At 48.6% G+C, this 26,218-nt stretch carries 16 protein-coding genes; 13 read left to right on the forward strand and 3 right to left on the reverse strand.

Translation table 11 applies throughout. The features are described 5' to 3' along the window. The first annotated feature begins 158 nt into the window (after positions 1–158). From B5F22_RS02750 to B5F22_RS02795, 11 genes are all read left to right on the forward strand, one after another. Positions 159–10,355 (forward strand): MucBP domain-containing protein, encoded by a 10,197-nt coding sequence (locus B5F22_RS02750; protein WP_143482165.1) that lies wholly within the window; start codon positions 159–161, stop codon positions 10,353–10,355. Positions 10,356–10,421: 66 nt separating this feature from the next. Continuing rightward, positions 10,422–11,135 carry a hypothetical protein gene (locus B5F22_RS02755; RefSeq protein WP_087390583.1) on the forward strand — a complete coding sequence of 238 codons (714 nt, stop codon included), beginning with the start codon at positions 10,422–10,424 and terminating at the stop codon, positions 11,133–11,135. Between the two features lie 11 nt (positions 11,136–11,146). Next, positions 11,147–11,413, forward strand: a complete 267-nt coding sequence (locus tag B5F22_RS02760; protein ID WP_087390586.1) for a PqqD family protein — start codon at positions 11,147–11,149, stop codon at positions 11,411–11,413. A gap of 73 nt (positions 11,414–11,486) precedes the next feature. Continuing rightward, positions 11,487–11,735 carry a hypothetical protein gene (locus tag B5F22_RS11950; RefSeq protein ID WP_143482166.1) on the forward strand — a complete coding sequence of 83 codons (249 nt, stop codon included), beginning with the start codon at positions 11,487–11,489 and terminating at the stop codon, positions 11,733–11,735. Beyond that, a complete protein-coding gene (locus tag B5F22_RS02765; protein WP_143482167.1) occupies positions 11,732–12,622 on the forward strand; it encodes a hypothetical protein in 891 nt (296 codons plus the stop codon). The genes B5F22_RS11950 and B5F22_RS02765 overlap by 4 nt, the downstream gene beginning before the upstream one ends. Then, positions 12,615–13,733, forward strand: coding sequence for a radical SAM protein (locus B5F22_RS02770; protein WP_158096592.1), 1,119 nt, complete (start codon positions 12,615–12,617; stop codon positions 13,731–13,733). The genes B5F22_RS02765 and B5F22_RS02770 overlap by 8 nt, the downstream gene beginning before the upstream one ends. A 10-nt stretch (positions 13,734–13,743) precedes the next feature. Further along, the gene (locus B5F22_RS02775) at positions 13,744–15,486 is read left to right on the forward strand and encodes an ABC transporter ATP-binding protein (RefSeq protein ID WP_087390595.1); all 1,743 of its coding nucleotides are present in this window, start codon (positions 13,744–13,746) and stop codon (positions 15,484–15,486) included. A gap of 507 nt (positions 15,487–15,993) precedes the next feature. Next, positions 15,994–16,779 (forward strand): hypothetical protein, encoded by a 786-nt coding sequence (locus B5F22_RS02780; RefSeq protein ID WP_087390598.1) that lies wholly within the window; start codon positions 15,994–15,996, stop codon positions 16,777–16,779. Between the two features lie 11 nt (positions 16,780–16,790). Then, positions 16,791–18,230, forward strand: coding sequence for a CpsD/CapB family tyrosine-protein kinase (locus tag B5F22_RS02785; protein ID WP_158096593.1), 1,440 nt, complete (start codon positions 16,791–16,793; stop codon positions 18,228–18,230). Next, on the forward strand, positions 18,214–19,626 hold the full coding sequence (locus B5F22_RS02790) for a polysaccharide biosynthesis tyrosine autokinase (protein WP_158096594.1): 1,413 nt from the start codon (positions 18,214–18,216) through the stop codon (positions 19,624–19,626). The genes B5F22_RS02785 and B5F22_RS02790 overlap by 17 nt, the downstream gene beginning before the upstream one ends. A gap of 11 nt (positions 19,627–19,637) precedes the next feature. After that, positions 19,638–20,495 (forward strand): immunoglobulin-like domain-containing protein, encoded by an 858-nt coding sequence (locus tag B5F22_RS02795; protein WP_087390607.1) that lies wholly within the window; start codon positions 19,638–19,640, stop codon positions 20,493–20,495. Between the two features lie 222 nt (positions 20,496–20,717). On the opposite strand, the gene B5F22_RS02800 is transcribed toward B5F22_RS02795, so the two are convergent. Further along, positions 20,718–21,011: a carbohydrate-binding domain-containing protein gene (locus tag B5F22_RS02800; protein WP_158096595.1), complete on the reverse strand. Its 294-nt coding sequence runs from the start codon at positions 21,009–21,011 to the stop codon at positions 20,718–20,720. Here B5F22_RS02800 and B5F22_RS02805 point away from each other — a divergent pair. Continuing rightward, the gene (locus tag B5F22_RS02805) at positions 20,992–21,840 is read left to right on the forward strand and encodes a hypothetical protein (RefSeq protein ID WP_343223919.1); all 849 of its coding nucleotides are present in this window, start codon (positions 20,992–20,994) and stop codon (positions 21,838–21,840) included. The two genes, B5F22_RS02800 and B5F22_RS02805, sit on opposite strands and share 20 nt — an antisense overlap. Before the next feature lie 78 nt (positions 21,841–21,918). Here the strand turns inward: B5F22_RS02805 and B5F22_RS02810 are convergent, their stop codons facing one another. Further along, a complete protein-coding gene (locus B5F22_RS02810) occupies positions 21,919–22,641 on the reverse strand; it encodes a hypothetical protein (protein WP_087390610.1) in 723 nt (240 codons plus the stop codon). A 196-nt stretch (positions 22,642–22,837) separates the two neighbouring features. Beyond that, positions 22,838–23,215, reverse strand: coding sequence for a TnpV protein (locus B5F22_RS02815; protein WP_087390613.1), 378 nt, complete (start codon positions 23,213–23,215; stop codon positions 22,838–22,840). Positions 23,216–23,703: 488 nt separating this feature from the next. Between B5F22_RS02815 and B5F22_RS02820 the strand changes: the two genes are divergently transcribed. Continuing rightward, a partial coding sequence (locus B5F22_RS02820) for a family 20 glycosylhydrolase (RefSeq protein ID WP_143482168.1) occupies positions 23,704–26,218 on the forward strand: 2,515 nt, incomplete at its 3' end.

Below are 26,218 nucleotides of genomic sequence, written 5' to 3' on the forward strand. Positions count from 1 at the left end.
GTTGACAAGGAGGACGGGGAGATATCTAGTGCTTGAGAAACTGTGAGAAATGCATAAAGCCAGAGTGGAAAAATTGTGAGATGTCACAAACGGGGGGGGGGGAAAATAATTGAATTTAGAAGCAATATGTGGTAAAATATAAAAGGTTAAGGCACATTTTGGAAAATTTTATCTGGAGTGAGGGAAGAACGATGAAAAAACGATGGGAACGGTTGATTGCCGCGGTTATGTCTGTGGTGATGGTGCAGACCGTGTGCCCGCCGCAAGCGATGGCATTGGCTGCATCGGAGGTGAAGGAAGCAGCAGAGTACTTGGAGGTTGACCAGCTGTTTTCTACTACACAATCGGCGGTCACCACCGACTCCCCGGAGAACGTGGAGACCCAGACCAGCGCCGCACTGTTTCAAGACGGGGCGGTGCGCATTTATCATGCCCTCCAGCTGTATGCCATTGGCAGCAATGCGGTGGTGCACAGCGGAGATGCACAGGCGGAGACCTTTGGCACAGGTACGGTGCTCACCGATGAGAATGGTCAGGTCCTGCTCTATGATTCGGATGGCAGCTATCAGCTGATGAACGACATTGAGCTGCCAGAGGGAGCTACATGGGCTCTGCCCAGTGGGTTCTCGGGTACCTTTGTGTCGGAAGGGGAGAGCACAGAAGCGCCGTTGTACGATGAGGATACGGATACTATCTACATCTACAACAACTATCAGCTTCTGACACGGGCTGCCGAGGATGAACTGAAGACGGTCCTGTCTGGGGATAACGTGGCGGAGACCTTCGGCCTGGGCCAGGTGGTGTACGCCGGGGACCAGCAGCTGGAGTATACCCAGGACCACAACTATGTGGTGGCCCAGAGCTTCACCGCCCAGATGCCGGAGCTGAAGGCGGAGGAGATTCTGTCGGAGACGACCCAGGATGCCACCCCGGGTTTGGATGGGCGTGATTATCTGGGCCAGGTGGTCTACAATGATTCTGCCACAGGTCTACAATATATATTAATTGGAAATAAGCAACAGTTACAGGCGATTGGAAAGACGGAACGAGAATGGCAAATGGTGGGATTTCTTGTCCAGTATGTAAATGTTGCAATTAAGGTAACTGAACCTCTGTGGGAGAAAGATGGAAGAGAATGGAAACAGGTTTATCCAGGAGATGCTGACCTTTCTAGTGATCAAAAACTGTGGGGGAATGATGACTTCTATCACACCATCGGTCAGAAATATTATGGGAGCAAACTTGTAAATGGACAAGTCGTTTGTGATGAAAGTGCAACGAAATATCATGTGAATATTGAACGAAATGGGAAAGATGAGCCAACCTATAGTACTAATGCAAATTATATTATATTCAGAGATATAAATTTAAACTATGAGGAATGGACTCCGCTTGCTTTTCATGGCACCATGATAGGCGCAAAAACTGATGGTACATCGAAAATTTGGGATGACACAGGGATTGTTGCTTCCAAACGCCCAGAAATTAGTCGCATTATAGTAACTATGGATGAAAACGAGCAATTGGAAGTGGATAAACAATTAGGGGTTGGATTTTTTTCGACGATTTCCAGCGAAATGAATGAAAAAAATGTTGGCGTGAGTTCAGGTCAAGTGATCGTATCTAATCTGATTTTAGATGATGTGTCCGTTCAGACATTGACCAATAAGACAAAAGACTCCCAGAGTTTGCTGAATGCAATTACATCGGGCGTAGGCGGAATTCTGGGGGAACTACTTGATAATCTCCTAAATATCCTTACTTTTGGTAAGTTGAACTTGAACTTAAACAAGGTGTTGGGAGGGCTGCTAAACGCTCGAGCAAAGGATCCGACCCGATTTGCTACTGGCGCTTTTGCTGGACGTATTGAAGGCGACGTAAAAGTATACAATTGTGATGTGATTGGTGCGGATGTAAAGAATATCAATGACTTTACTGGAGGATTTGCCGGTTATTCCATAGGTACCACTAAATATGATGGCTTGTCAGAGGCGTTAGGAGATATTGAAAGGTTATTAACTAATTTGCTCAATATTATTCCCGGAATAGGGTTAGGAGACCTTATTACCATTTTATTGAGAAATGGACTGGCGATTGGGCACTTAATTCCCACCGGATACTACAGACCTCATATTGAAAACTGCACGGTTTCCCTAAAAAATGGTGCGGGAAGTCTCGGTAATGCAACATCCAGCTATGTGGGCGGTTTTGTAGGCAAGCAAGTAGGCACTGTTATGGACACTTGCACCGTATCCGGCCTGAAAAGCGTAACAGCTAATGATTATGCCGGCGGATTTGCCGGGGCGACGATGGATGCGTTGATTCGGGGCTTGCTGACAAAATTGGGCGGAAATATTTCTTATTCTCCGTCTACGGAAAATACCAACTGTACCGTGCAATCAGTAGTAAACAGTTCGGAAGATGAACAATCCGAGACGGAAGCCACTTTGTGGACGATTACCGGTACCAACTATGTTGGTGGATACACGGGTATGACGGCGAATAGCAATATTGTCAATTCTACCGTCAAGAACCTGGGGGCAGTCACTGCATCTGGTGACTATGCTGCTGGCTTCGTGGGACGAGCTACAGTGGGCTCTGGTGCACTGTCTTTGGGTGAAGATGAAAATACCTTGCTGGGTCAAATAGGAAAATTAACTGGAGATTTGACTGGCATGGAAGGAGCAGTTCTGGAACTGTTCGGAGCTGCACCATCACGTTTCAATAACTGCAAGATTCTAGACTCCACACTGTCCGTTCAAGCCGGGAACTATGCTGGTGGGTTTATCGGTCAGGGTGACGGTGTGCAGATCAATCAGGAGGGTGGAACTACCACTCTGAAAAATGTGGCATCTATCACCAGTACCAAAAACTACTCTGGTGGTTTTGCAGGCCAGTTGATACCCACAAATGCTGGTGGAGCCCTTAACAAGGTGTTGGGATTTGCCGCAATACGAGAGCCTGTTGTTTCTAATGTCGATGTGTGGGGGGCTGATGGAGAATTTGCAGTCACAGCGAATGAAAACTACGCTGGCGGAGCAATTGGTGTAACGGTAGGTGGACAAATTCAAAATGTGACAGTGTCCAACTTGCAGAAAGTTGCAGCAAATGCTGAGAAAGGTATTGCTGGCGGATTTTTGGGAAGCAATAATGCCAGCGGATTGGTAAACGCAGGCGGGTTGAACCTGCTCAACCTGGATATCCTGAAAGTTAGCAATCTACTCAAGGTCGTCAACTATCTGCTCACCGACTGCACCAACTGTTATGTGAGCTTTACTGGCAATGCCACACCCCAGGTGAGTGCCGCCAGTGCGGGTGGCTTTGTGGGTGAGATGTACGGTGGCAGTGTCAATAATTCTGACATGACAGACAATCGAGGCGCAGTACGAAATCTTTCTAATGTCCAAGGTACGTATTACGCTGGCGGCTTTGCCGGGAAGATTTGTTCTGGCAATCTGGCAGATGCTAGCGGCGGGATCGAGCTTGCAGGATTAAAAGTAGATGTCACAGGTTTGACTGGTGTTTTGCAGGGCTATGTGCCCAAAGTCACCTCGGCGGATGTGTCGTCTGCAGAAACTGGGCTGAAGGTACAGGCATTAAAGCAAACCATGCGGGAGGACAACACAACCGTTGCAGACAAAGATTCCGGTGCCGCAGGTGGATATGCGGGCCTGGTTCGTGGCGCTCAGATTTCCTACAGTGATGTGAACGCCCTGGCAACCCGAGGAAGCTTTAAAAGTGAAGAAGTTTCCAACAGCGATTGGGCGGTGAAAGCACCCGCCTACGCCGGAGGATATGCGGGTAAAATCGACTTGGGCTCCCTGGCTACGGTGGGTGATAGCGTGTCGCTCCTAGACATTGTTGGCTTGGATGGCATACTTTCGGCACTGAGTGTGGTGGAGTCACGTCTGGAGCAGTGTGACGTAACTGGGAAAAGCGGTGGCTTCAATGTAAAGGCATCCAACGTTACAGAGGAAAAGACTGTAACGAGTGCCACCGTAGGCTCGGCCGGCGGCTTTGCAGGTGAAATCAACGGAGCCTGGCTCAATGGATGTGACGCAGGCAATTATGAGTATATCGAGGGTGTGGTCAGTGCTGGCGGATATGCAGGCACGGTCCAGCCTGGAGATATGGTCAGCTTGCTGGAAGGGCAGACGAACATCCTCGAAATTGTGAATGCAAGTGGTCTGCTCAGTGCATTGAAGACGTTTATTCCTCGCATTTACAACAGCTCGACGGCTGCTGTGCCTTGTGGTGGCTATATCGAGGCCACTGGGACTTCTGTCGATGAGCAGCTGAAGGGCATGGCTGGTGGCTACGTAGGTTACAATCAGGGCGGCCGTATCTGGGGTAATGTTAAGACGGACCCTGCTGATGTATCGAAACAACCAGCCGTTTTGAAGGACCAAAAAACGGCGACGACCCACCGGGTACGTGAAGTTGTCGGCGTAGAGTTTGCTGGTGGTTTCACCGGACTCATGGAGTCCGCCAATTTGGTGGATAGTGGAAGTTTGAAACTACTGCCAACTGAAGAGGGTGGGGCGGTTGCTGCACTTTCAGTGCCTGTATCGGCGCTGCAGGTTGTCTACCCCACTGAGACCAACACCCAGACCACGGGACCGCTGCGTGGATTGAATAAGGAAACTTGGAACGCGTGGGTCACTGCAGTGGGTTCCAGCGGTGTGTATGGAGAGGAACTTGTTCAGGCTTCCTATGGTGATCTGGCGCAGTACATCTATGGCTACACGGTAACCGCAAAAGCAGAAGATGAAGGAAGCAGTTTGGTTGACGGCGGCGCCGCTGGCGGCTATGTGGGACGCATGGAGGCCGGAGTCATTACCAACGCCTATGCGCAGGATGTCAAAGCCGTCACTGCATTCCGTAGCGCCGGTGGTTTTGCCGGTGAAATGGAGACAGGTTCTGTTGCTAATGTTGGAAGCATAAAGATTGCTGAGATAGATGTCACAGGAAACCTGCCGATTGTAAAATCCTTTGTACCGGTGGTCTATGCCTCGCGTGTAGACGGATATCAATCTGGCATGACGATCAAAACAACCAGTGATACTGAAAACAGTGCCATTGGAAATGCCGGCGGTTTTGTGGGCGTAGCTTATGGCGCTCAACTGTGGCGAGAAATTCCAAAAGATGAAGATTTGGACTTTGTGCGGGTGACGGAGCAGGCCGCTGAAGTTCAGAATCTAAAGTATGTTTACGGCTCTCAGTATGCTGGCGGTTTTGCAGGCCGAATTGACTCCGCAAGTGCAACGAACGTTGAGGTCGGGGCGGACTCCGGTGTGCTGGACCAGATTCTGGAGCATCTCATTCAAGCGGTCACGGGAGATGTTTCCAATTTGCTGTCTGTGCTGGATGCCACAATACCCACAGTGGAGAGTGCATGGGTGAATACTAGCGTGAAAAAGAATGCCAAGGCGTCCATCACCAGAGATGATTTGGAAGCCACCATGGACTTTGCAGTTTTGGATGCCGACCAAGCAGCTGGTGGTTTTGTGGGTATGGCTTGCGGCGCTGTGTTTGGTAAGCGAAATGCTACCACAAAGATGACAGAGGAAATCCCTGACACTGCATTGGTGATTTCTGGTGTGCGCGCGGTGGCCGGAGGTGAACATGCTGGCGGTTTCTTCGGCCTGGCAGAAATGGGCGGCGTGGCTCAAATCGCTGAGGAAGGCACTGGCATCCTCAACCTTCTGGTGCTCAATAATGTGGACGTTCTCAATGCCTTCCGCACCTACTTCTACGATTGTTATGTGTTTGGTTCTGCTGAGGGAATGTCGGTCTATGCGCGAACGGACTCCAGTGATGGAGGCGATATTACAAGTGGCAGTGATGCAAACCAAGTCTATCACAACGGAAATGCCGGAGGATTCGGCGGAAGCTTGCTCAATGCAACCGTACTGCGTAGTCATGTGAGAAATTTGAAGCTGGTCAACGGCCTCAATTATGTGGGCGGCTTTGTGGGCCTTAGTGGTAAGAGTGGCGTCTTGGACCTGGATAAGGCAGAAGTGCTGGAAAATGTGTTGATTGCCGCTGCGGGCCTGATGGACATTTTCGGCTCCCACATGGATGACAGCTCCGTCACCGGTATGGCCAATCAGGTGGGTTACACCCTGGCCAGTAAGGGCGGGAAGGATTGCATTGCCGGCGGTTTCATCGGATATGGCGATCTCTCACGGGTCAACAACTGCAAAGTAGACCAGCTGAAGCAAGTGTACAGCGATGCCCAAGCCGGTGGCTTTGTGGGACGTACCAGCTATGCCTATCTTGCCAAGGTCGATGGCACTTCCCCAGTGTTGCTCAATCCTCTGTTGTATGTGATTAATGAGTTGCTTGATGCTCTGTATGTCGGGAAGTTGGAAGATATCGGTGCGATTCAGGTAAAAATCCCTGGCTTGGAGAAGGCGTTGGAGCTGAAGGTACTGAGTGATGGCGATGTACTTTCTGTAACGCTCCTTGGCTTGAAAATTTCCGTTGCTCTGGTGAAAGACAACGGAGATGGGACTAAGGATATGGCTCAAATCCATATCGGAGACTCCTATGTGGAGATACCATGTTCGGAGGACGGTATTACTGCAGACAATCTGAAAATCGGTCTCATCAAGGCCAACCGCACCAAAGTTGCCAACTGTACCATTACTGGCGTCACCAACGGTTATGACGTGTTCGGTGGTGGAGCAACCAATGATGTGGATGGAAGCAACGAATTTGGTTACGCTGGCGGCTTTGTAGGCTTCAACAATGAGGGCTTGCTGGAGAACAACACCATGCTTTATGCTGATACCATTCGTGGCACGGCGGATAAGGTAGGTCCGTTTTCTGGGCACACGAAGCTGAAGACGGGATATGATCAGATCAACAACTTGGACGTGATTGAGGGGCAGGGTAACTCCTACTCGGTCTATCGCAGCAAAACTTACCAGGATAAGCTGGACATTTTGTTGCAGGATGATCAGTACCTTCTCAATGGCGATCCCAATCAAAAGGGAGAGATTCTCTACGATGACACGGATGAGTTATACTACATCTATACCGTCCATCATCGTCATGTAGCTATGTGGCCGAGTTGTGAAGAGGTTGATGCTTTGAATGGCTTTGCAGCCACATGGCAGGATGCACAGATGAGCAGTTCCACTTTGACCAATGCCAAATTCCCGGTGAACGTCTATATCACATCGGCACAGGCCAACTTGATGCTGGGGGTGGCCACCGAACAGAATGAGGACCGGACGATTCCTGGTGCTGGTGATATGCAAGACCCCTGTGGAACCGAGATGCTGCTGACCGTACAGAAAATTTGGTTTGATGATGGGAGTATTAAGAGACCCGAGGAAATCAATGTGACGCTGCTTCAAGGCTTCAAGCCCTCGAAGGAGGGGGAAGAGCCCACTATGAAGCCGTATCAGGTTCCTGTGGAAGATCAGTATCAGTCAGGAGAAACCGGTGCGTCTGTTGTGGATAATGTCTTGAAGGAGAATCCTTTCCAGATGAATAGCGACATGGTAGGTGCGGACCCCGATATTTGGACCACCCAGTTCTATGTACCGGTGCGTGCGGAACAGGGGGAGAACGGGGAACTTGGTCAACTGTATACCTACGATGTCTCGGAGGAAACAATTGATGGCTATGTTACCTTCTATTGCAAGCCAGACGACTACACCATTTACATCTTGAACTTCCAGATTTCTATGCTGATGGCAGACGATACTGTGGTCATCGATTACGGTTTGCCCGTGGCAGTGGATGTTTTGGACAATGATGCACTGGGGTCCTATCAGATTGCGGGCGAATTGGCGGGCGTTGCTCAGTATGACGCTGAGAAACTGCACAAGACATTTGACCAGACAACGGCATTGACTCAGCATGAGCAGCAACTTTCCTATGGCAAGGCGACCATCGATGCACCTAAGGGAGTCGTGGCTGAGACCACAGAGACTGACGGCGGTTCCAAGCGAGACGTATACTATGTACCCGATACCATGCAAATGGACTCCCTGGAAAAAATGTTGTATGTGGTGAAGTTGGATTCTGAGCATGTAAAAAATGACCAAAACTACATCACGGGTGCGCTCTCAATCATTCCGGCAACCGAAATCTTCTATGAAGATAATTTTGGTGCGATAAAGCCTAATCCGGGTTATACAAAGGACGATACAAAGATAGTATGGACGCCTCTGACCGGAGAGGGCTCTGATACACAGCAGGATACCGATCGTCCAGGCAGTGCAGAATTGGGCAAGCTGTGGGATGATTTGTACGGAAATGATACCCACTACGAGAAAGATGCAACTTACAGCAACGGGACCGCATGGTATGTTGAGGTAGGCGAAGACACAAAGACCTTCCCCAGCGCAGAATTTACTTTCACGGGTACTGGCTTTGATGTCATTAGCGTTACAAGTGGTGAGACTGGAACGATTAAGGTCAATGTTTACGATGTCAATCAAGGGAATAAAAAGGTGAAAGGCTACATCATTGACACCTACTATGGATACAACTTTGTTGATGGTGAATGGGTTGTGGATGAATCGGCGGACGCAAGCAATGCATTGTATCAGGTCCCTGTTTTGAAGGTAGAGGATTTGCCCTGGGGGACATATAAAGCAGAGATAATTCCAACGTACCATAAGGCTTATGACGATCAATATCAGGAAGGAGAATATAATTCTTACAGATTCTATTTGGATGCCATTCGCATATATGATCCGGCAAAACCTGATGGAGAGCATTACAAGGAAATCGAAGAGGTCTATGAGAAAGATGGGGAAAATAGACCTGAATTCAAGGAAATCCGTGATATTCTTCTCAATGCAAAGAATACATCTGCGGTCACTGAGATTGGCGCGGTTTTCGTGGATGGCAATGGAGCCTTGACTGACATCGAAGACTATGAGGCGTATGGACCTAAAAATGAGGTCTACTTGGCCCCGGGGCAGGCGATATCGTTCAATCTGGAGACGACATCAAAGGATCTTCCTGATAAGCTGCAGTTGTCTGCAAAGCTAGAAAGTGGAAGTTCCACGCAGATGACCATCGAACTGGCGGTTCCTGATAAAAATCAACAGTGGGTCTCGTTCCGGGCAAAGACGTACACGATCGAGACAGCGTATGATTTGTATTACGAATTTGGTGAACAATGTGTGTGGGAGGCTCAAAAGAATGAAAAAGGGGAAATTGTCTCCTACAAAACCAAGTTCCCCATTGTTATCCGAAATTCCAGCAGTTCGACAACGGAGGGGGCGGATGTGGTTCCCACGGATGATCCCAACGCAAATCTGGACGACAAGGTTGGAAACCTGCTGTCCCTGACCAATCTGAAGTGGACGGGAAGTGAGGAAATCAAGCAAGAAGGTGATGGAACTGCCACAGTCCAGAGCGAGGAGAACCGTACTGAACAGCAAGACTTGCTGGTGACAAGCAGTTGGGAAAATGTAGAGGCCGCCTATTACTTGCTCAATCCTGTGCAGCAGTACACCGTGACCGTGAAGTATCAGGATGAGAGCGGAAATTCTTTGGCAGAGGACCAAGTGCTCCAGGTTTACGATGGCGCAGAATATGATGCCACGAAACTTCTGGAACAAGCCATCAAAGGATATCAGTTCCAGCGGGTTCAGGGAGAGGCAACTGGTGTGGCCACAGGCGATGTGGAGATTGTTGTGATTTATCAGAAGCTGAGAATGGAAACTCTACAGCAGCTGATAGACCGTGCCAATACCATGGTGGACTGTGCCCACAAGTACGTCAAAACCCAGTGGGAAGCTCTGCTGGATGCACTGGCAGCGGCGGAGCAGCTCTTGAGCGTGGAGCATGTGACTCAAGACCAAGTGGACGACACAGCCAGTGCGCTGCTTGAGGCGATTATGGCCCAGCGTTTCCAAGCGAATAAGGAGAACTTGGAGGCGATTTTGGAGCAAGCCAAGGACATGGACCTCTCCGGCTACACGGTGGAAAGCGTAGCAAAATTCCAGGCGGCGCTGGATGCAGCGCAGGCTGTGATGGATGACGATAGCCTGAGTGAGGAAGAGCAGCAAACGGTGGATGCAGCGACCGAGGCGCTTGCTGCGGCCATGGAGGGGCTGACGGCTGAAACGGAGCCGGAAGAGCCGGAAGCCACAGATGCCCCCCAGACGACCGATGCGCCTGAGGTAAGCCAGCAGCCCGAAGCTACCAACGCTCCACAGACAACGGATGAGCCCCAGGCGACTCCGGAGTCGGAGGCCCAGGTTCCCCAGACGGGAGATGAGTCTGGTTTGACCATCTGGCTGACAACTCTGTTTGTCTGTGCTGCGGCTGGAATTGGCATGGGTATGAAAATCAAGACTCGAAAAGAAGAAGAGCAGTGACAAATACCTGATATGGCCGGTGGCTTCCCCTGAAAAGGGGAAGCCACCGGGGCACTGGAGGAAAAGATGGATAGTTCCAAAGGACAGACAAGGAAAAAACGTAGAAACACACTGGTGTGGAAAGGCGTGGCTCTGGCAATTATGGTAGCCGTGTGTGTGGGCGGCCTTTTTGCGTGGAGTATGTGGGGGAAAGACCAAGAACAGAAACAAAATATGCCCGTATATTTAAAAAGCGGCATATCCATTGAACGTGTGGAAGCTTATGACGGACCCTTTTGGGAGGATGGCACAGACCGTGCCGTAGAAGACGTATGGCAGTTGACGGTGCTCAATACGTCAGACCAGGATATACAGTATTTGAAAATCGTGGCCAAGGACGAGAATGGGAGCTCCTTGGGAGAATTTGAAATAACAACGTTGATTGCAGGAAGTACTGTCCAGGTGTTGGAGGCGTCTGCTGTGCAGATGCCTGGAAATGCCCAGTCTTGTACTTATTCCATAGAAAATTTGGCCTATTTGAAGCAGGAACGCTCGCTGCATACGGATAAATTTACCCTGTCCGTGGCGGACCAGTGGATTCGATTGGAGAACAACAGCAGCGAGAACATCGAAAACGACATTTATATTTACTATAAAAGAATCGAGGACAATGTATTACAAGGAGGAATCACCTATCGGGTGAAATTTGCCGGAGGTCTGGAGGCCGGAGAGAGCCGGGAAGAGCAGACCCAGCATTTTGACCCAGATACATGTGAGATTATGTATTTGACCTATCAGTGAGGAGCGTTTCAATGAAAATTTCCAAGGAATTTATGTTGCGGGAAATTGCAGGAGAGTACATTGTGGTCCCAACGGGACAGGCCGTATTTCGATTTATGGGATTAATTACAGTCAATGAAGTAGGGGCTTTCCTGTGGGAAACTCTTCAGAATCAAGCATGTACGGAACAACAGCTAACAAACTTGGTGTGTGAGATGTACCAAGTTGAGGAGAAAGTCGCCCGGCAGGATGTAGAGGAATTTGTAAAAGCTCTAAAGGAGCGAGAAATTTTAGAGTGACTCATTGTGATCGTAAATAAAAGAAATAATTTGCTAGAGTGCAGATTCCAGGAGATGGAGTAGGAGAAGTACAATGAAAAAAACATATGTAAAACCAATGGTTTACTTTGAAAACATGCAATTTGACTCTGCAATTGCTATCAGCCAGTGCAATGCGGTGCTTGTAAGTGATTGCCAGGCAAGAGAGTCTGTAGGTGCATCATGTACGCCATTTGCATTTTCAACATGTCCCCCGGATAAACTATTTGATGAAAATGGAGTTGTATGTGAGTACGAATGGGAATGCTACCATATCTCTGCCGGAGTGCAGGGGTTGTCATGATGAATCAAATAAGGCAATATTCAATATGTGGTGTTCACCTAAAAATCTGTTTTGTCGAGAGAAAAATTGAAATAGTTCCAGATAAAATGTGCTTTGGTTTTATTGGTGAATCTGAAGAAGCTGATATTATACATATATGCAATGTCGGCGAATTGAGCAAGCACGATATAGACCCGGTTTTTGCCGACAGCAGAAACCGGGTTTATTTTGACGATGGTAAATTCTACCGATATCAAGGGGCACTTTTAGATATGGCTCCGGAGAACTGGAAGAGCTGTCAGGTAGTTAGTCCAAGCAGACCAGGAGACGTGGAGGTGTATCTTCGACAAGAGGAGAAGTGCATACAGGAGGGAGACCTTCTATCGGCGCTGGGTTTGGACTATCTCTTAGCCCTACAGGGGAAGGTTTTGCTCCACGCTGCCTATATCCAGTGTCTTGGACAGGCCGTTCTCTTTACAGCCCCCTCTGGCACTGGAAAGTCTACTCAGGCGGAACTGTGGCGCCAGCATCGGCCAGGGACTCGCATTGTCAACGGAGACCGGGCGGTGTTCAGTGTAGAGGATGAACGAACGATGGCACATGGCTTTCCGTTCTGTGGGTCCTCTGGAATCTCCCACAACATATCTTGCCCGTTGAAAGCCATCGTGGTCTTGCGTCAAGGGAAGAAAAACCATCTGGTGCGCCTTGTGGGCGCTCAGGCTGCCACAATTCTGCTCTCGGAATGCATGGTTCCGTTATGGGATCGGATTGCCACGCAACGTGTGATGGACACTGTGACGCAGGTAGTAGAGCAGTGTCCCATTTATCTGTATCACTGTCTTCCGGATGCCTCGGCAGTGGAGCATTTGTATCATGTAATCTATGAAGGAGGGAAACCAGATGAATGAGCCATGGTGGAGTCAGGATGTGCCCATCAGTCAAATGCTGTCTCGAAAGGCAGCTGTGCGGGGCATTCCGTTGCATGGTACCTTTGAACTGACCAGTCGATGCAATTTTAGCTGTAAAATGTGCTATGTGCACGGCATGGAAAACATGGAGCAGTTGGAACAGCAGGAGCTGACAACGCAAGAGTGGCTGGACATTGCCCGCCAGGCAAAAGAAGCCGGAATGCTGTTTTTGTTGCTCACGGGTGGGGAGGCCATGCTGCGCCGGGACTTTATCGAGCTGTATGAACCGCTGTGTGACATGGGATTTCGGGTGGTCATCAACTCCAACGGCTCCATGCTTACCCCAGAAATCGTAGAGTGCTTTTCTAAGCGCCCTCCTGCTCGGATCAACATCTCCCTCTACGGGGCTTCCGATGAGACCTATCGCTCCTTGTGTGGCGTGCCAGCCTACGAGTCGGTGAAAACGTCCATCTATCGTCTGCGGGAGATGGGGATATCGGTTCGGGTCACCATGATGCTGACCACTTATAATTGCGGGGATATGGAGCAGGTGCACCAGACTGCACGGGATGCAGGAGCGCTGTGTGCCATGTCCTCCTATCTCTTCCCGCCGATTCGGTTGGATGAACAGACCTGTGGGAATAATCCTGGACGCTTAGCGGCGGAGGAGGCTGGGGCTTACCTTGTACGACGAGAGCGGCTGTTAAGTGACGATGAGGAGTTTTTGAAACGGGCCCAGTGGGCGGTGCAACAGTCAGCTGCCTTCAACCAATCGTCGTCTGAGGGACTCCCCATGCAGTGTTTGGCGGGGCGAGCCTCTTTTTGGTTGACCTGGGACGGAAAGATGCGTCCCTGTGGCCTGTTTGACCGAATTGAAATGGATGTGCGAGAGGTTGGCTTTACGAAGGCCTGGAAAGAAATTCATGAGAAAACTCTTCAAATTCGGTTACCACGTGCCTGTGCCAATTGTCCTGACCGAGTGCTTTGCCACAACTGTGCTGCCATGACCTTAGCAGAGACCGGGGCATTTGACAAAAGACCAGAGTACGTATGTCGGATGGTGGAGGGCATGAAGACAGAGTATGCCAGACAACTGAAGAATATGGAGTGATGGAATAGTCATGTTTGACTGGAAGCGTATCAGACGCAAGATTGCAGAGGGTGCCCTTCAGGAAATGAAACGGGAAGGACAGTGGATCTTCCAGCGCATGAGAAAGTATTGGGGCAGCATATTATTCTACTTGGTTATAGGAGTGTTGGGAACACTGCTAGGATTGGCAGGCAGTATTAGTTCCAAGTATCTGATTGACGGAGTCATGTTTCAGAATTTGAATTTGCTGCTTGCAATGCTCTTGTTGCTGATTTTGACTGGCCTAGCTAAAGTTGGGTTAGATGCGTGGAGCGGGATTTATCTGCGAAGGGTAAGCTTAAAGGTGCAAAATGAGTTGTTGGCACAGGTTTATCATGATATTTTTTGTACTCGCTGGCAGAGTATGAGTAAATACCATAGTGGTGATTTGCTCAGTCGTTTGAATAGCGATGTCAACACAGTATCTGCCAATGTGCTGAGCTGGTTTCCTTCATTTGTTACCACTGGTGTGCATGGTTTGGGCAGTTTGGCGATTATGCTGTATTATGACAAGACCATGACCGTGATTGCGTTGCTCAGTGCACCTGTTTCGTTGTTGCTATCTCGGGTATTGTTGGTACGCATGAGGGATCACAACAAGAAGATGCGACAGGTGGGCAGTGAGCTGATGGGCTTTACAGACGAGTCATTTCAACATGTACACACCATCAAAGCGCTGCACCTTACGGATATATTTGAAAATAGACTCAAAGCAGTGCAAAATAAATATATGACAGAGGCGGAAGAGTACAACCAATTTTCAGTACAAGCCGCCTCCTTTATGTCTGTGCTGAGTTTGATGGTATCCGTGTTATGTATGGCCTGGGGAGTATTTCGACTGTGGAACGGATATATCACCTATGGTACGATGACGTTGTTCTTGCAGCTGGCGCGCTCCTTGAGCAGAGACTTATCTGGTATAATTCGAATGGTACCCAGCGCTATCTCAGCGCTTACTTCGGCCGGGCGAATCATAGAAGTCACTGAATTGCCCAAAGAGACTGTGGGAAATTCAGTCAACATTCAGCACATTGAAGATCAGAAACAGTATGGTTTGTCCATCCGGTTGCAGGAGGTTAGCTTCTCTTACAAGCGGGGAGAGGTTGTGTTGAAAAGGTGTAGCTTAGAGCTGAATCCTGGTGATTACGCTGCAATAATGGGACGATCTGGCTGTGGGAAGACTACTTTGCTTCGTATGGTATTGGGGATGATTCAGCCAGATGAAGGAAAGGCTGCCGTCGCGGCAGTGGACGGGGTCTCTGAGCCATTGGGGGCAGGGACACGAGAGTGGATTGCCTATGTTCCTCAGGGAAATACCATTTTTTCCGGATCGATTGCGGAAAATTTGCGAGTGGTGGTTCCAACAGCCACGGAGCAAGAAATGATAGAGGCACTCCAGGTGGCATGTGCGTGGGAATTTGTTAGCAAACTGCCAGGAGGCCTACAGGGCATAGTAGGAGAAAAAGGAATTGGTCTGTCTGAGGGACAAGCTCAACGTATTGCGATTGCAAGAGCGGTACTAAAAAAAGCGCCCGTGATACTGTTTGATGAGGCTACGTCGGCACTAGACCAAGAGACGGGGTGTCAGATTTTGCGCAATATTAAGCAACATATGACATATTGTACCTGTCTGATTGTCACCCATCGTACTTCTGTGCTGGAGGTCTGCAATCGCTTTTTTTACATGAGAAATGGACATTTGACGGAGGATACACGGTCATATGCACAACAGTGAAGGCAAATGTTGGAAGAGATCGGGTGAAACATGTTGCACGGTCCAAACCAGGATATATCTGCAAGAGATAGAAAAGATGCTTCATGAGAACCATTCGGCATCTATTCCGGTATCTGGAATAAGTATGTACCCGTTTTTAACCCCCAATTGTGACTATGTTGGATTGAGGCCCATGGATACTGTGCGGTGTCGTCCAGGAATGATTGTACTTTTTAGGCGTGAGAGTGGAGCATATGTTCTGCACAGAATTATCAAGTGTAAAAATGAAAGCGTCTTTTTGGCTGGGGACGGACAGTGCATACTAGAAGGCCCTATCCATATCTCGCAGGTAGTGGGATGGGTTTCGCATGTGTATCGACGAGGGAAATGGGTTGCGCTTTGGAGAAGGAAAGGATTTATATTCGGTGTTTTATGGCGTTGGGCATTTCCCATCCGTAGATATTGGTTTGGTGGTGCTCGGCGATTGAGTGTACTTGTAGCCGGTAGGAAAGGATGAGGTGGGAGTGTATGAGAGTAATTCGTTGGCTTGTGGTGGGGCTGTTTGTGCTGTCTCTTGGATTATGGACGTTGGTGAGATATCAGGAATGGAAACGACAAGATGTTCATGCACCGATCATCACAGCACAGCCCGAGGTGCTAAATTTGTCGGTGGATGAGATGAAAACCGGTCTGATGGAAGGCGTGCAAGCCTGGGATGAAGAGGAAGGAGACTTGACAGAGCAAGTCATTTTGGGAGGACTCTCGTCGCTGAGTAGTGATGGAAGTTGTTATGTAAGCTATACTGTATTTGATCGAGCGAATCATTCCGCAACCCTACGACGAAAAGTTGTGATGGAAGATTATCACTCCCCTCAATTTCAGCTGATCTCTGCATTGGTGTTTGAACAGGGTGGAAAAGAAGATCCGATATCTTACATACGAGCGTTTGATATGCTGGAGGGAGAGATTACAGATTCGATAACTTCGCTAGAGAATGATCTGGACATGGGGCAACCAGGGGAATACATGATTCAAGTTCAGGTTGCCAACTCGATGGGAGATTTGTCGGAACTGAGTTTGCCAGTACATGTGCTCGAGCAGGGGGAAGTGGCCTTGGAGAATCAATGCCCTTTGTTGTATTTGGCCTGCGGCGAGTCGTGGAATGCCTACGACTATGTGTGGGCCATTTCGGGACAGGGAGAAGAGAAGCTCCAGATAGAGGATGGGGTGGATGCATCAACCCCCGGAGTGTATCAGGTGCACTACTGGGCTGGAAAACAACACACATGGATGACGGTTGTAGTATACGAATAGGGTGAGAAATGATGGAAGAAAGAGAATTGTTTCATTGGGATGAGTTGAGCTGGTATTCGGTACTCCGTGATCTGGTTATCAATCTATGGGTTGTGGTTTTGGCTGGTTTGACGGTGTGGATGGGAGTAGACAGTGTTGTACAGCTTCGATATGTTCCGGCGTATACGTCCTATGCCATAATGGCGGTTACCGCAAAGGGAAGCGATATTAGCATTTACTCCAACCTCACAGCCACAACTCAAATGGCAGAGGTGATTGGAGAGGTGTTTGCCAGCAATGTTCTACGCGAGAAAGTTGTTGAGGAGTTAGCCGTAACAGAGTTTGATGGGGAAATTAAAGCAGAGGTAATACCAGAGACCAATATGCTCACAGTTCAGGTCACGGCACCTACTGCCAAGCAGGCCCATCAAGGTTTGTGGTCAGCTATAAATCATTATGACGAAGTTTCAAACTATTTGTTTACCAATGCTGATTTAATGATGCTTCAACCACCGTCCGTACCCAAAACACCTTCAAATACCCCAAACATCCGACACATTCAGAAAATAGCAAGTGTTGGAGCGGCAATCTTGGTGGCGGCAGGATGTGTGTTGTTTACTGCGTTACGTCCAACCGTTCAGACCATGCAAGGGGCACAGCGGAATCTAAATGGAAGTGTCTTGGGTGATGTACCGTTTGAGCGGAAGTGGAAAAGTACAAAAGACATCATACGCCGAAGAAAGAAATCCATTCTGTTGAATGACCCAGGGGTTAGTATGGGATTTTCTGCATCCATCAGAAAAATTGCAACTCGCCTGGAGCTTCGGATGAAACACAGTGGGCACAAGATTCTGTTGGTGACAAGTGTAGGAGAGAATGAGGGCAAATCATCGGTGGCAACCAACATTGCCCTGGCGTTGAAGGAAAAGGGGCGGAGGGTTCTGCTATTGGATGGTGACCTGCGAAAGCCTGCCATTCATAAGGTGCTACAATTGCCCAAAGAGGATGCTGTGTGCATAAATGACTATCTCAACGATCGGTGCGAGGGAACGAATACTGTCTATTATGATGAAGACAGCGGTCTACACGTAGTCCAATCCGGTGATCAGCGTGTGAATGATGGAGTACGGGGGAATGCAACAAAGATATGCCAACTAATCCAAGCTCTATCAGAAACGATGGACTACATAATTGTAGATTCGGCACCGATGGCTGTGACAAGTGATACGGAATATCTGCTACAAGCAGTGGAAAGCGTGTTGTTTGTTGTGCGACAGGATTGGTGCGGGGTGGATGCCATTAACGATAAGCTCGAGATTCTTCGGCAAAATAATGTGCGAATCCAAGGTATCGTGCTCAATGCAGTGCATCCATTTGGGTTTGGTAGCAGAAGTCGGGATCGGTATTACGGATACGGTCGAAGAACGCGCGGGAAAAAGAAACTGGAGGCAGAACATGAGCGAGAAAATTGAGCGTTCAGAACATGAAATTGATCTATTGTTTCTGATAGAAAGCTTGGTAAAACTCCTGTGGCGACACTGGTGGTGTCCTGTGGTGCTTGCCTTGGTTTTTGGTGCTTTCAATTATGGCTATACATATAAAACCTATGTTCCCATGTACTGCAGCAAGGTTTCTGCAACTGTTATGGTGGCAACCAATCCACGGGGAGATAGCTATGGGTTTTATTATGATAGTAGTGCAGCCAATCAGTTGGCAAACACCTTCCCTTATATTTTGAGTAGTCCTATTTTACTTGATGAGTTGAAGGCAGAACTAGGTTCGGAGGTGATTCAGGGGAACTTGGCGGTTTCCCTGGTGGAAGGCTCCAATATGTTGACCATGTCTGTGACTAGCCCCAATCCTGTGGAGGCAGAAAGAATTTTACAGGCGCTGTTACGAGTATATCCTAACGTAGCTCGTGTGGTAATAGGCGATATCGAGTTCCATCTGATTGATACGCCAGCTGTGCCCAATGAGCCATGTAATTTTCCTAACTATCCCAAAGCGGTGGTGCAAGGAGCTGTCTTGGGGGCAGTGGTGGGAGTAGCTGTTCTATTTTTGGTCGCATTGCTCCATAAGAGAATCCATAGTCCCGATGAACTCAAACCTGTGAGCAACATTGTGTGTCTGGGTAAAATATCCGCACTCAGAAAGAGAAAGTGGCGCCATCCTTCTATTTTGGAAGAAGAGATGAGCTTAGGATTTGTAGATGAAATAGACAGCCTTACGTTATCAGTGCGGAGAGAGTTGGATGAGATACAGGGAAAGGTCGTAGTTGTAACCAGCACAGTGGCTACAGAAGGAAAATCCATGGTTGCAGAAAATCTGGCTTATGCATTGGCCAAACAAGGGAAACGGGTTACTCTGATTGATGGAGACTTGCGTAAGCAGGATATGTGGACAAAGGTAGGAGGAAGTGGTAAATACGGCCTGATGGATGTAGTGTTAGAGCAAGAAGGTCAACAGAGAACGTTGGAGGTGTGTGAGAAATCCGGGATCTCCTTTGTGGGAGGAAATGCTCCTGTCCCCGCCGTTGCTGAAATTTTGAACTCAGGTAAATTGAGCGAGTGGCTTGAGACGTTAAGGGGGACTATGGATTATATAATAATTGATAGCCCGCCCATGCAACTGTTTGAAGATGCAGCTGTATTGTCTGGGTATGCCGATGGAGTACTCTATGTAGTAAGACATGATTGGATACGAAGAAATCAAATCATGGAAACCTTGGATCAGCTAGCGGAAGTACACACTAAAATCCTTGGCTTTGTATATAACGGTCAGCCTCACTCACATAGCCGGTATGGTTACGGATATGGGTATGGATATGGCAAATACGGCTATAGCTACGGTAGATATGGAAATAGGTGAGGAGAGAAAGCATGAAAAGGAAACTGTTTTTTCTGCATGCGCTGGGAGTTTTAGCTGCCATCCTACTGGGAGTCCTACTGATGTATGCCGTACAGCAGCGGCCGGAGCAAGTAAATTCAGCTCTGTCCCAGAAAACACAGAAATGCCAGATCCAGTGGAGTCCGGAGATACTGGTGTACGATGGAACGAGTGAGCTAGATTTAATGCAAGGAGTGCTTGTTACAGATGAGGACGGAAATGATCGTACCTCTGATGCCCGTGCAGTACTCCAGAACACAGAGCAGCTGAACCAAAAAATGATTTATTACTCATTGAACGGATATAGCGAGAAATTAACAGACCAGGGACGGATGCTGCTTTTGGAAAACTACACTGGTCCAACCATACAGGTGGATTCGGAAGTACAGTTGACAGTAACTCAATTGGGGAATTTACCAGGGGTGTTGGCTGAGCGGAAGCAGCTGGAAGCGGATAATGGATACGGTAAGGAGATAACGGGTCAAGTATCATGGTATCGGGAGAAAACTGCAGAGGGAGAGTATAGTATTTTTTTCACGGTGTCAAATGAATTTGGCGATGTAGCAACTGCACAGTGCAGAGCATATATAGATGGTGTGAAAGATGATATTGTGCTAACCTTGCGACAGGAACAAATATCCATTTCTCAGAATGAACCGTTTGTACCCCTTGACTGGGTCCTTGAAGCGGAAGATGCCAATGGAGAAAACCTGATCGATGGAGTAGAGGTGGAAGGAACGGTCAATTCTTCTGTACCGGGGAACTATACGATTACATACCGGTTAACATCCTTGGACGGAAGACAATGTGCAACAAGAAACCTAAGCGTAAAGGTCAACGAGAGCGCATAAGGCCAGAATACCCAAGAGTGGCGTCAGCAGTTTGTTGAGCATATCCTCGATACTACCATGTACCAATTTTCGGATTTACCTTTTGACGCAGACTCATTAAACCGTACAAGCTTATCAGGCATGGTTTGCTATCCCTTTTCGAATGATGTGTTACAACTTCATTCGACCAGAGATTTGCAAACCATGCCTTTTTATATGCAAATATATGATACTTATACTGCCTTACGGACGGCGTCCGCCCATGCCACCCATGCCCCCCATCTGGCCGGGCTGCATGTTGTCGGTGTGAGCTTCCCCGTTGGCGCTGCCGCCGCCAGTGGTGATGGTGTAGGTTCCATCATCTATCTGCATCCAACTGCTGGCACTTACACCATCTCCGTCGGCGGTGATGGTGTAATTTCCATCGCCCAGATAGACAAAGCCCTTTTCGGCGTCTTCCTCATTGTCGCTTTGAATGCCGTCCTTCCCGGTTTGGAGGGTGAAGGTACCGTTGGCAATGTATACGGAACTTATCAACCGCCATATCTCTGATCCTGAGCAGCACTTAAGGGTATTTGATAAAAACAGCGTCTATCTGCCGACCAAGAAAATCGGCAAGAACAATCCCAAAGAGGACGAAATCAACGCCGACAATGCCGCAAGGCAGGAATGGAACAGTACAGCGGATATGGCGTTATTATCAGGTATCTCCGAAGCAAAGATTTTAGAAGTCAAGCAGACAGAGATACACGAAAAGGCGAGCCAGTCTATCAAAAGCAAGGGCTGGCTGCCGGGTCTGTTCCGCAGTATCGTCAGCAAGGCAAAGGACTTTCTGCAAAACTTAATCCGTGAACACGATATGCCGCCGAAGCCTGTCCTTGAAATAGATATGGCAGAGTTCCGTACCATGCAAAAGCTGATGATAAAGGCGCAGGATAAGGCGAAAGAAATCCGGCATTTGCAGGATACGGTACTTCCGAAACTGAAACAGCAACTTGCCGACACAAAAGGGATTTTCAAGGGTAAGGAGCGCAAGGCGCTCACAGAGCAGATACAGCGGACAGAAAAGGAAATCGCTGAAAAGCTGGATAAACTGCCCGATGTTCTGAAAGAGGACGGTTATCCCGATGTGCAGGCGTTCATGGCAACCTACCGCAAGGCGGAGGCTGTCGTGGAGCAGTACAATCGTGACCTTGCCGCATGGGAGCGGCAGGTCAGGGAAAAACAGAAACCCGCCCAAAAAGAGCAGGCAAAGCCGCCTGAACGGGAGAGCGTATTGAAACGCCTGCGCCAGCTTCAGATAGAGGGCAAGCAGAGAAACCAGCCGAGACAGAGAAAGAAATCCTTTGACAGAGACAGCCGATAAAGGAAACACCGTCAGCGTGTGACTGCTGGCGGTGTCGTACATATAAACACTTTTGAAAGAATGTTGCTACTAAGTTTTTTATTCATCCGATTTATCATTTTCTATATTGCTTTCAACTTGTTTCAATGCGTCTGTGATGTTTTTTCTAATTGTTTCTTCATTTATGTTTTCATCTCCAAAACGAAATGTCATTACCGCTGCATGACCTTGTATATGATATAGACAAGTTAATTGTCCCCAACATGGGATGCTGTAGTAGTTGATTTTACCAGTAGAGAAACTTCCAGCCTCTTTAGGGTACATAATTTGCGGAGTATCAACGCTGTTTAGAATTTTTTGTACCATTTCAAAAATTCTATCTATTGAATCAGAGTTATCCTCGTTTTCATTGCCTTCAATCCCTATGGTTTCCTCTGAATAATCAACACTAAACCCATATTCTTCAGCAATATCACTTACCTCTTTTAGATAATCCTGGCTTTCCAACAGAACTTTTAAATAGTCATTTCTACATCCAAAATGATATGTATTATCATAGACCAGACCATGTACTGTAAATTCTATTCCATTTTCGTCTTGAAATTTTCCTGAATCATTTTCTTTATTATACGATTCCACAATCACAAAATCATGTTCTGGATATTCTTCCTCGAGACACATTATAATGCGTTCATCTGTATTTTTTCCGCTTAAAGGATTATCAGGATTATTAACATCCCGCACTAATTTACCTATTTCAGAACAGCCGGAAAAAGCCGTACATAATAATAGGATCATCAAAATCATTCCTATTTTTTTCAAAACATATCCCCCCTCAAATCATGGAACTTCGGTACGGTTTACCTATTGTTATTATACGATAAAACCTAACCATATTCAATCTTAGTGATCGCAGACATTTATCTGAACATCAGAAAATATTGGATTTTTCATCTAAATCAAAAATAGACGCAATAGATAATATCAGCGGCAGGGATTTCTCCCCACCGCTCTCTACTTATGCGTAGATGATTTCCTTTTCTACAATCTCCTTCGCACACGCCCGTATGTTATTCATTCGCTGTGTCCATTCCAAAGCATTTTCCGCCTTTAACTGCTCCGTGATACCCTGCGCCCGTTTCATTTGCTCTGTAAGCCTTTCCATACGCTCCTGTGCCTGTTTATCTATATCGGCAAGGTAAGTGTGCAGTCTGCCGCTTGTAAGTAGCGTTGTGTAGGTGCTTCTGCGATATTCTTTCAGATACCGTAAGTGTCGCTGTCCCCACAAACCGATAGGTTGTTCTTTTTCGGTTGGTAAGATAAGACAAGGAATATAATAATCTCCTTGCAGTTCATACCACAGACCATTTTTATCATCGTAAATATACTTGTCCATTGAAAAATCCTCCGTTATAATATATTCGCACATACATCACAGTTCTCCGATTGCCACATTTTGTTATATCTTGTTATGAGATTTTCTTGCCCTTGCATTTGCCCTTATGAGCAAGGAGGGAAAGAGTAAACTTGTGTGTAACCATATAAAGCGATAAGGCGAACACATTGCGATAAATCCTTTATTTTCAAGGCTTTTGGAGGATTTTATTAAAACACTGTAACCTCTGTTGAAAGGTCATAATTTACTGATATTCAAATTGAAATTTGAATTGAAAAAATTGAGGATATTGCACAAAAGTGTTGACACAAACAGGGTGTGGTCGTAAGATAAACTCGAACTGGAATGTCATGGGATCTGGAAAGAGGGCGTCGGGATACGCTCAGGGGCGCTTGTAGACGCATCACAGCTGCGTGGACTGTGCTTTCTCATGTCCAAGGACATGTGTATATATTAGCAAACAACTTATTGCAGGGAGGTACTTTATTATGAGAAATTGGATCAAAAAAGGCCTTGCACTGGTTCTGACAGCCGCTATGGTGGTAGGCATTTCGCCGCTCCATGGTTCGGCTGCTGATACGGACAGTGCGCCTGGCATCGCCAGTGTTCCTACTGTGCAGTCCGCAACGGCTGGAGAAGGCAGCTTTACTCTGACCAGTGAGGCTCGCTTCTTCATCGTTGCAGACAGCGATCCCACTGGGACGGATTTGGCTACCTATGTTCAGACGGCCAACTCTGAGTTTGCCGCTCGGGGCATTCCTGGTGATTCCGTGCTGCCCATCGTCTATGGCGATGAGTCCATGGCCAAGAGCGGCGATATCGTCGTAAAGGTGGATGGGAATGCTGTGACGGACAGCCAGAGTTATACGCTGGACATCACCTCTGACAACATCACCGTGACTGCCAATTCTGCCATCGGTGTGCTGTACGGACTGCATACCGTGCTTCAGAGCATGATTGCCAACGGCACCACTGTGATGGCTGGCACCGTCAGCGACTATCCTGACGTTCCCGAGCGCTCTTTGTACCTGGATGCTGGACGCGTATTTTACAGCGTTGACATGATGAAGTCCTTCATCCACACTCTGTCTTGGAATAAGATGAATGTGCTGTACCTGGATTTCTCCAACAACAACGCCACTCGCTTCTTCCTGGACGACATGAACGTGACTGTGGCTGGCACCGACTATGATGTTTCCACCTGCAAGCCTGACAATGGCTATTGGACTGAGGCGGATATGAATGAAATCCTGGCCGAGGCTGAGCAGTACGGCGTTCAGGTCATTCCTACTCTGGACAGCCCCGGACACATCGGTGGCGTGTATAGCATCAATAATAGCTGGTTCTATCGTGCCAGTGCCACCGACTATGATGCCAAGGTTGGTAAGATCACTCTGGACCTGTCCAACGAGGACGCCTATGCCTTTGGTCAGGCACTGGTGGCCAAGTATGTGGACTACTTTGCTTCCAAGGGCTGCACCAGCTTCAACATTGCCGCAGACGAGGCCTCTTATGCAGATGGTACCCACATGAACAGCACCGACCCTCGGTTTGTCAACTATGTCAATGACCTCAACGACTACATCGTCAGCAAGGGTATGACCACTCGGATGTTCAACGATGCCGTCAAGAGCGTGGATTCCGGTGTCAGCAAGGATATCATCATTCTGTACTGGGTGCCCGCTTCTCCCAATGCTCAGGCCCTGCTGGCTGCTGGCTACGATGTGGTGAACTTCGTCTATACCTATGTCTACTATGCATACGGCGCTTCTAGCTATTGGAATGCAGACCTGAGCAAGGTATATGGTTGGAATCCCGGTATCTTCGGCGACAGCGCAAATGCTGAGCTGGGGGACAATGGATATGCATATCCCGACAGCGTCGGTAAGGTGCTGGGCGGAAACTTCGCCATTTGGTCTGACTACGGCTACAATTATGGTAAGACCGGCGCCGACGTCATCAAGGGCACCAGCTGTGCCTATCAGCGTTCTGATTACTCCGTGAGACAGAAGATCTATGCCGTGGCTGAGCGCACCTGGAATCAGGACGGTGCCACTGCCAGTCTGTCTGATTGGGAGGCTACTCTGCTGGATGCCCCTGCTGGAATTTCCGTTTCCACTGGCGATATGGACGCTACCGTGTTGCCCGAGGCTTCTGCTGTAACTCCCGCCGCCCCCTCTAAGGTGGACAAGACCCTGCTGCAAGAGACCTATGACTATGCCGTGACCCTGTCCACCGAGGGCGTCACCGACTCCGCCAAGGCCGCCTTTGAGAAGGCTCTGGCCAACGCCGAGGCCGTTCTTGCTGACGACAACGCCACCCAGGACGAGGTCAACGCCGCTTGGGATAACCTGCTCACTGGCATCTGGGGCCTGGGCCTGACCCAGGGCGACAAGACCGCGCTGGAAGAGCTGATTGCCAGGGCCGACGAGATGATGGACAACGTCGACAAGTATGTGGAGACCTACTGGCAGGAGCTGGTGGACGCCCTGGCCAAGGCCAAGGAAGTTGCCGCTGACGGCGACGCCATGGACGAGGACATCCAGCCTGTGGCTCAGGCCCTGCTCAATGCCATCCTGGCCCAGCGCTTCAAGGCGGACAAATCCGTCCTGGAAGAACTCGTCAACCGTGCCACCCAGATGGTTGAGAATGCCGATAAGTATGTGGAGACTCACTGGCAGGAGCTGTTGGACGCTCTGACGTGGGCTCAGGCAATCATGGCTGATCAGACTCTTTCCGAGGATGACCAGGCCAAGGTAGACGAAGCCGCCGCCGCCCTGCTGGACGCCATTCTGGCCCAGCGCTTCAAGGCCGATAAGTCCATCCTGGAGGACCTCATTAACCAGGCCGAGGGCATCAACCTGGACGGCTACACTGCCGAGTCCGTGGCTGCCTTCCGCACCGCCCTGGCCAATGCCCAGGCTGTGATGGCTGACAACAGCCTCTCCGAGGACGATCAGGCTACCGTGGATGCCGCTGTGGCTGCCCTCAGCGATGCCATGA

The organism is Pseudoflavonifractor sp. An187 (assembly GCF_002160275.1).
GTDB lineage: Bacteria > Bacillota > Clostridia > Oscillospirales > Oscillospiraceae > Enterenecus > Enterenecus faecium.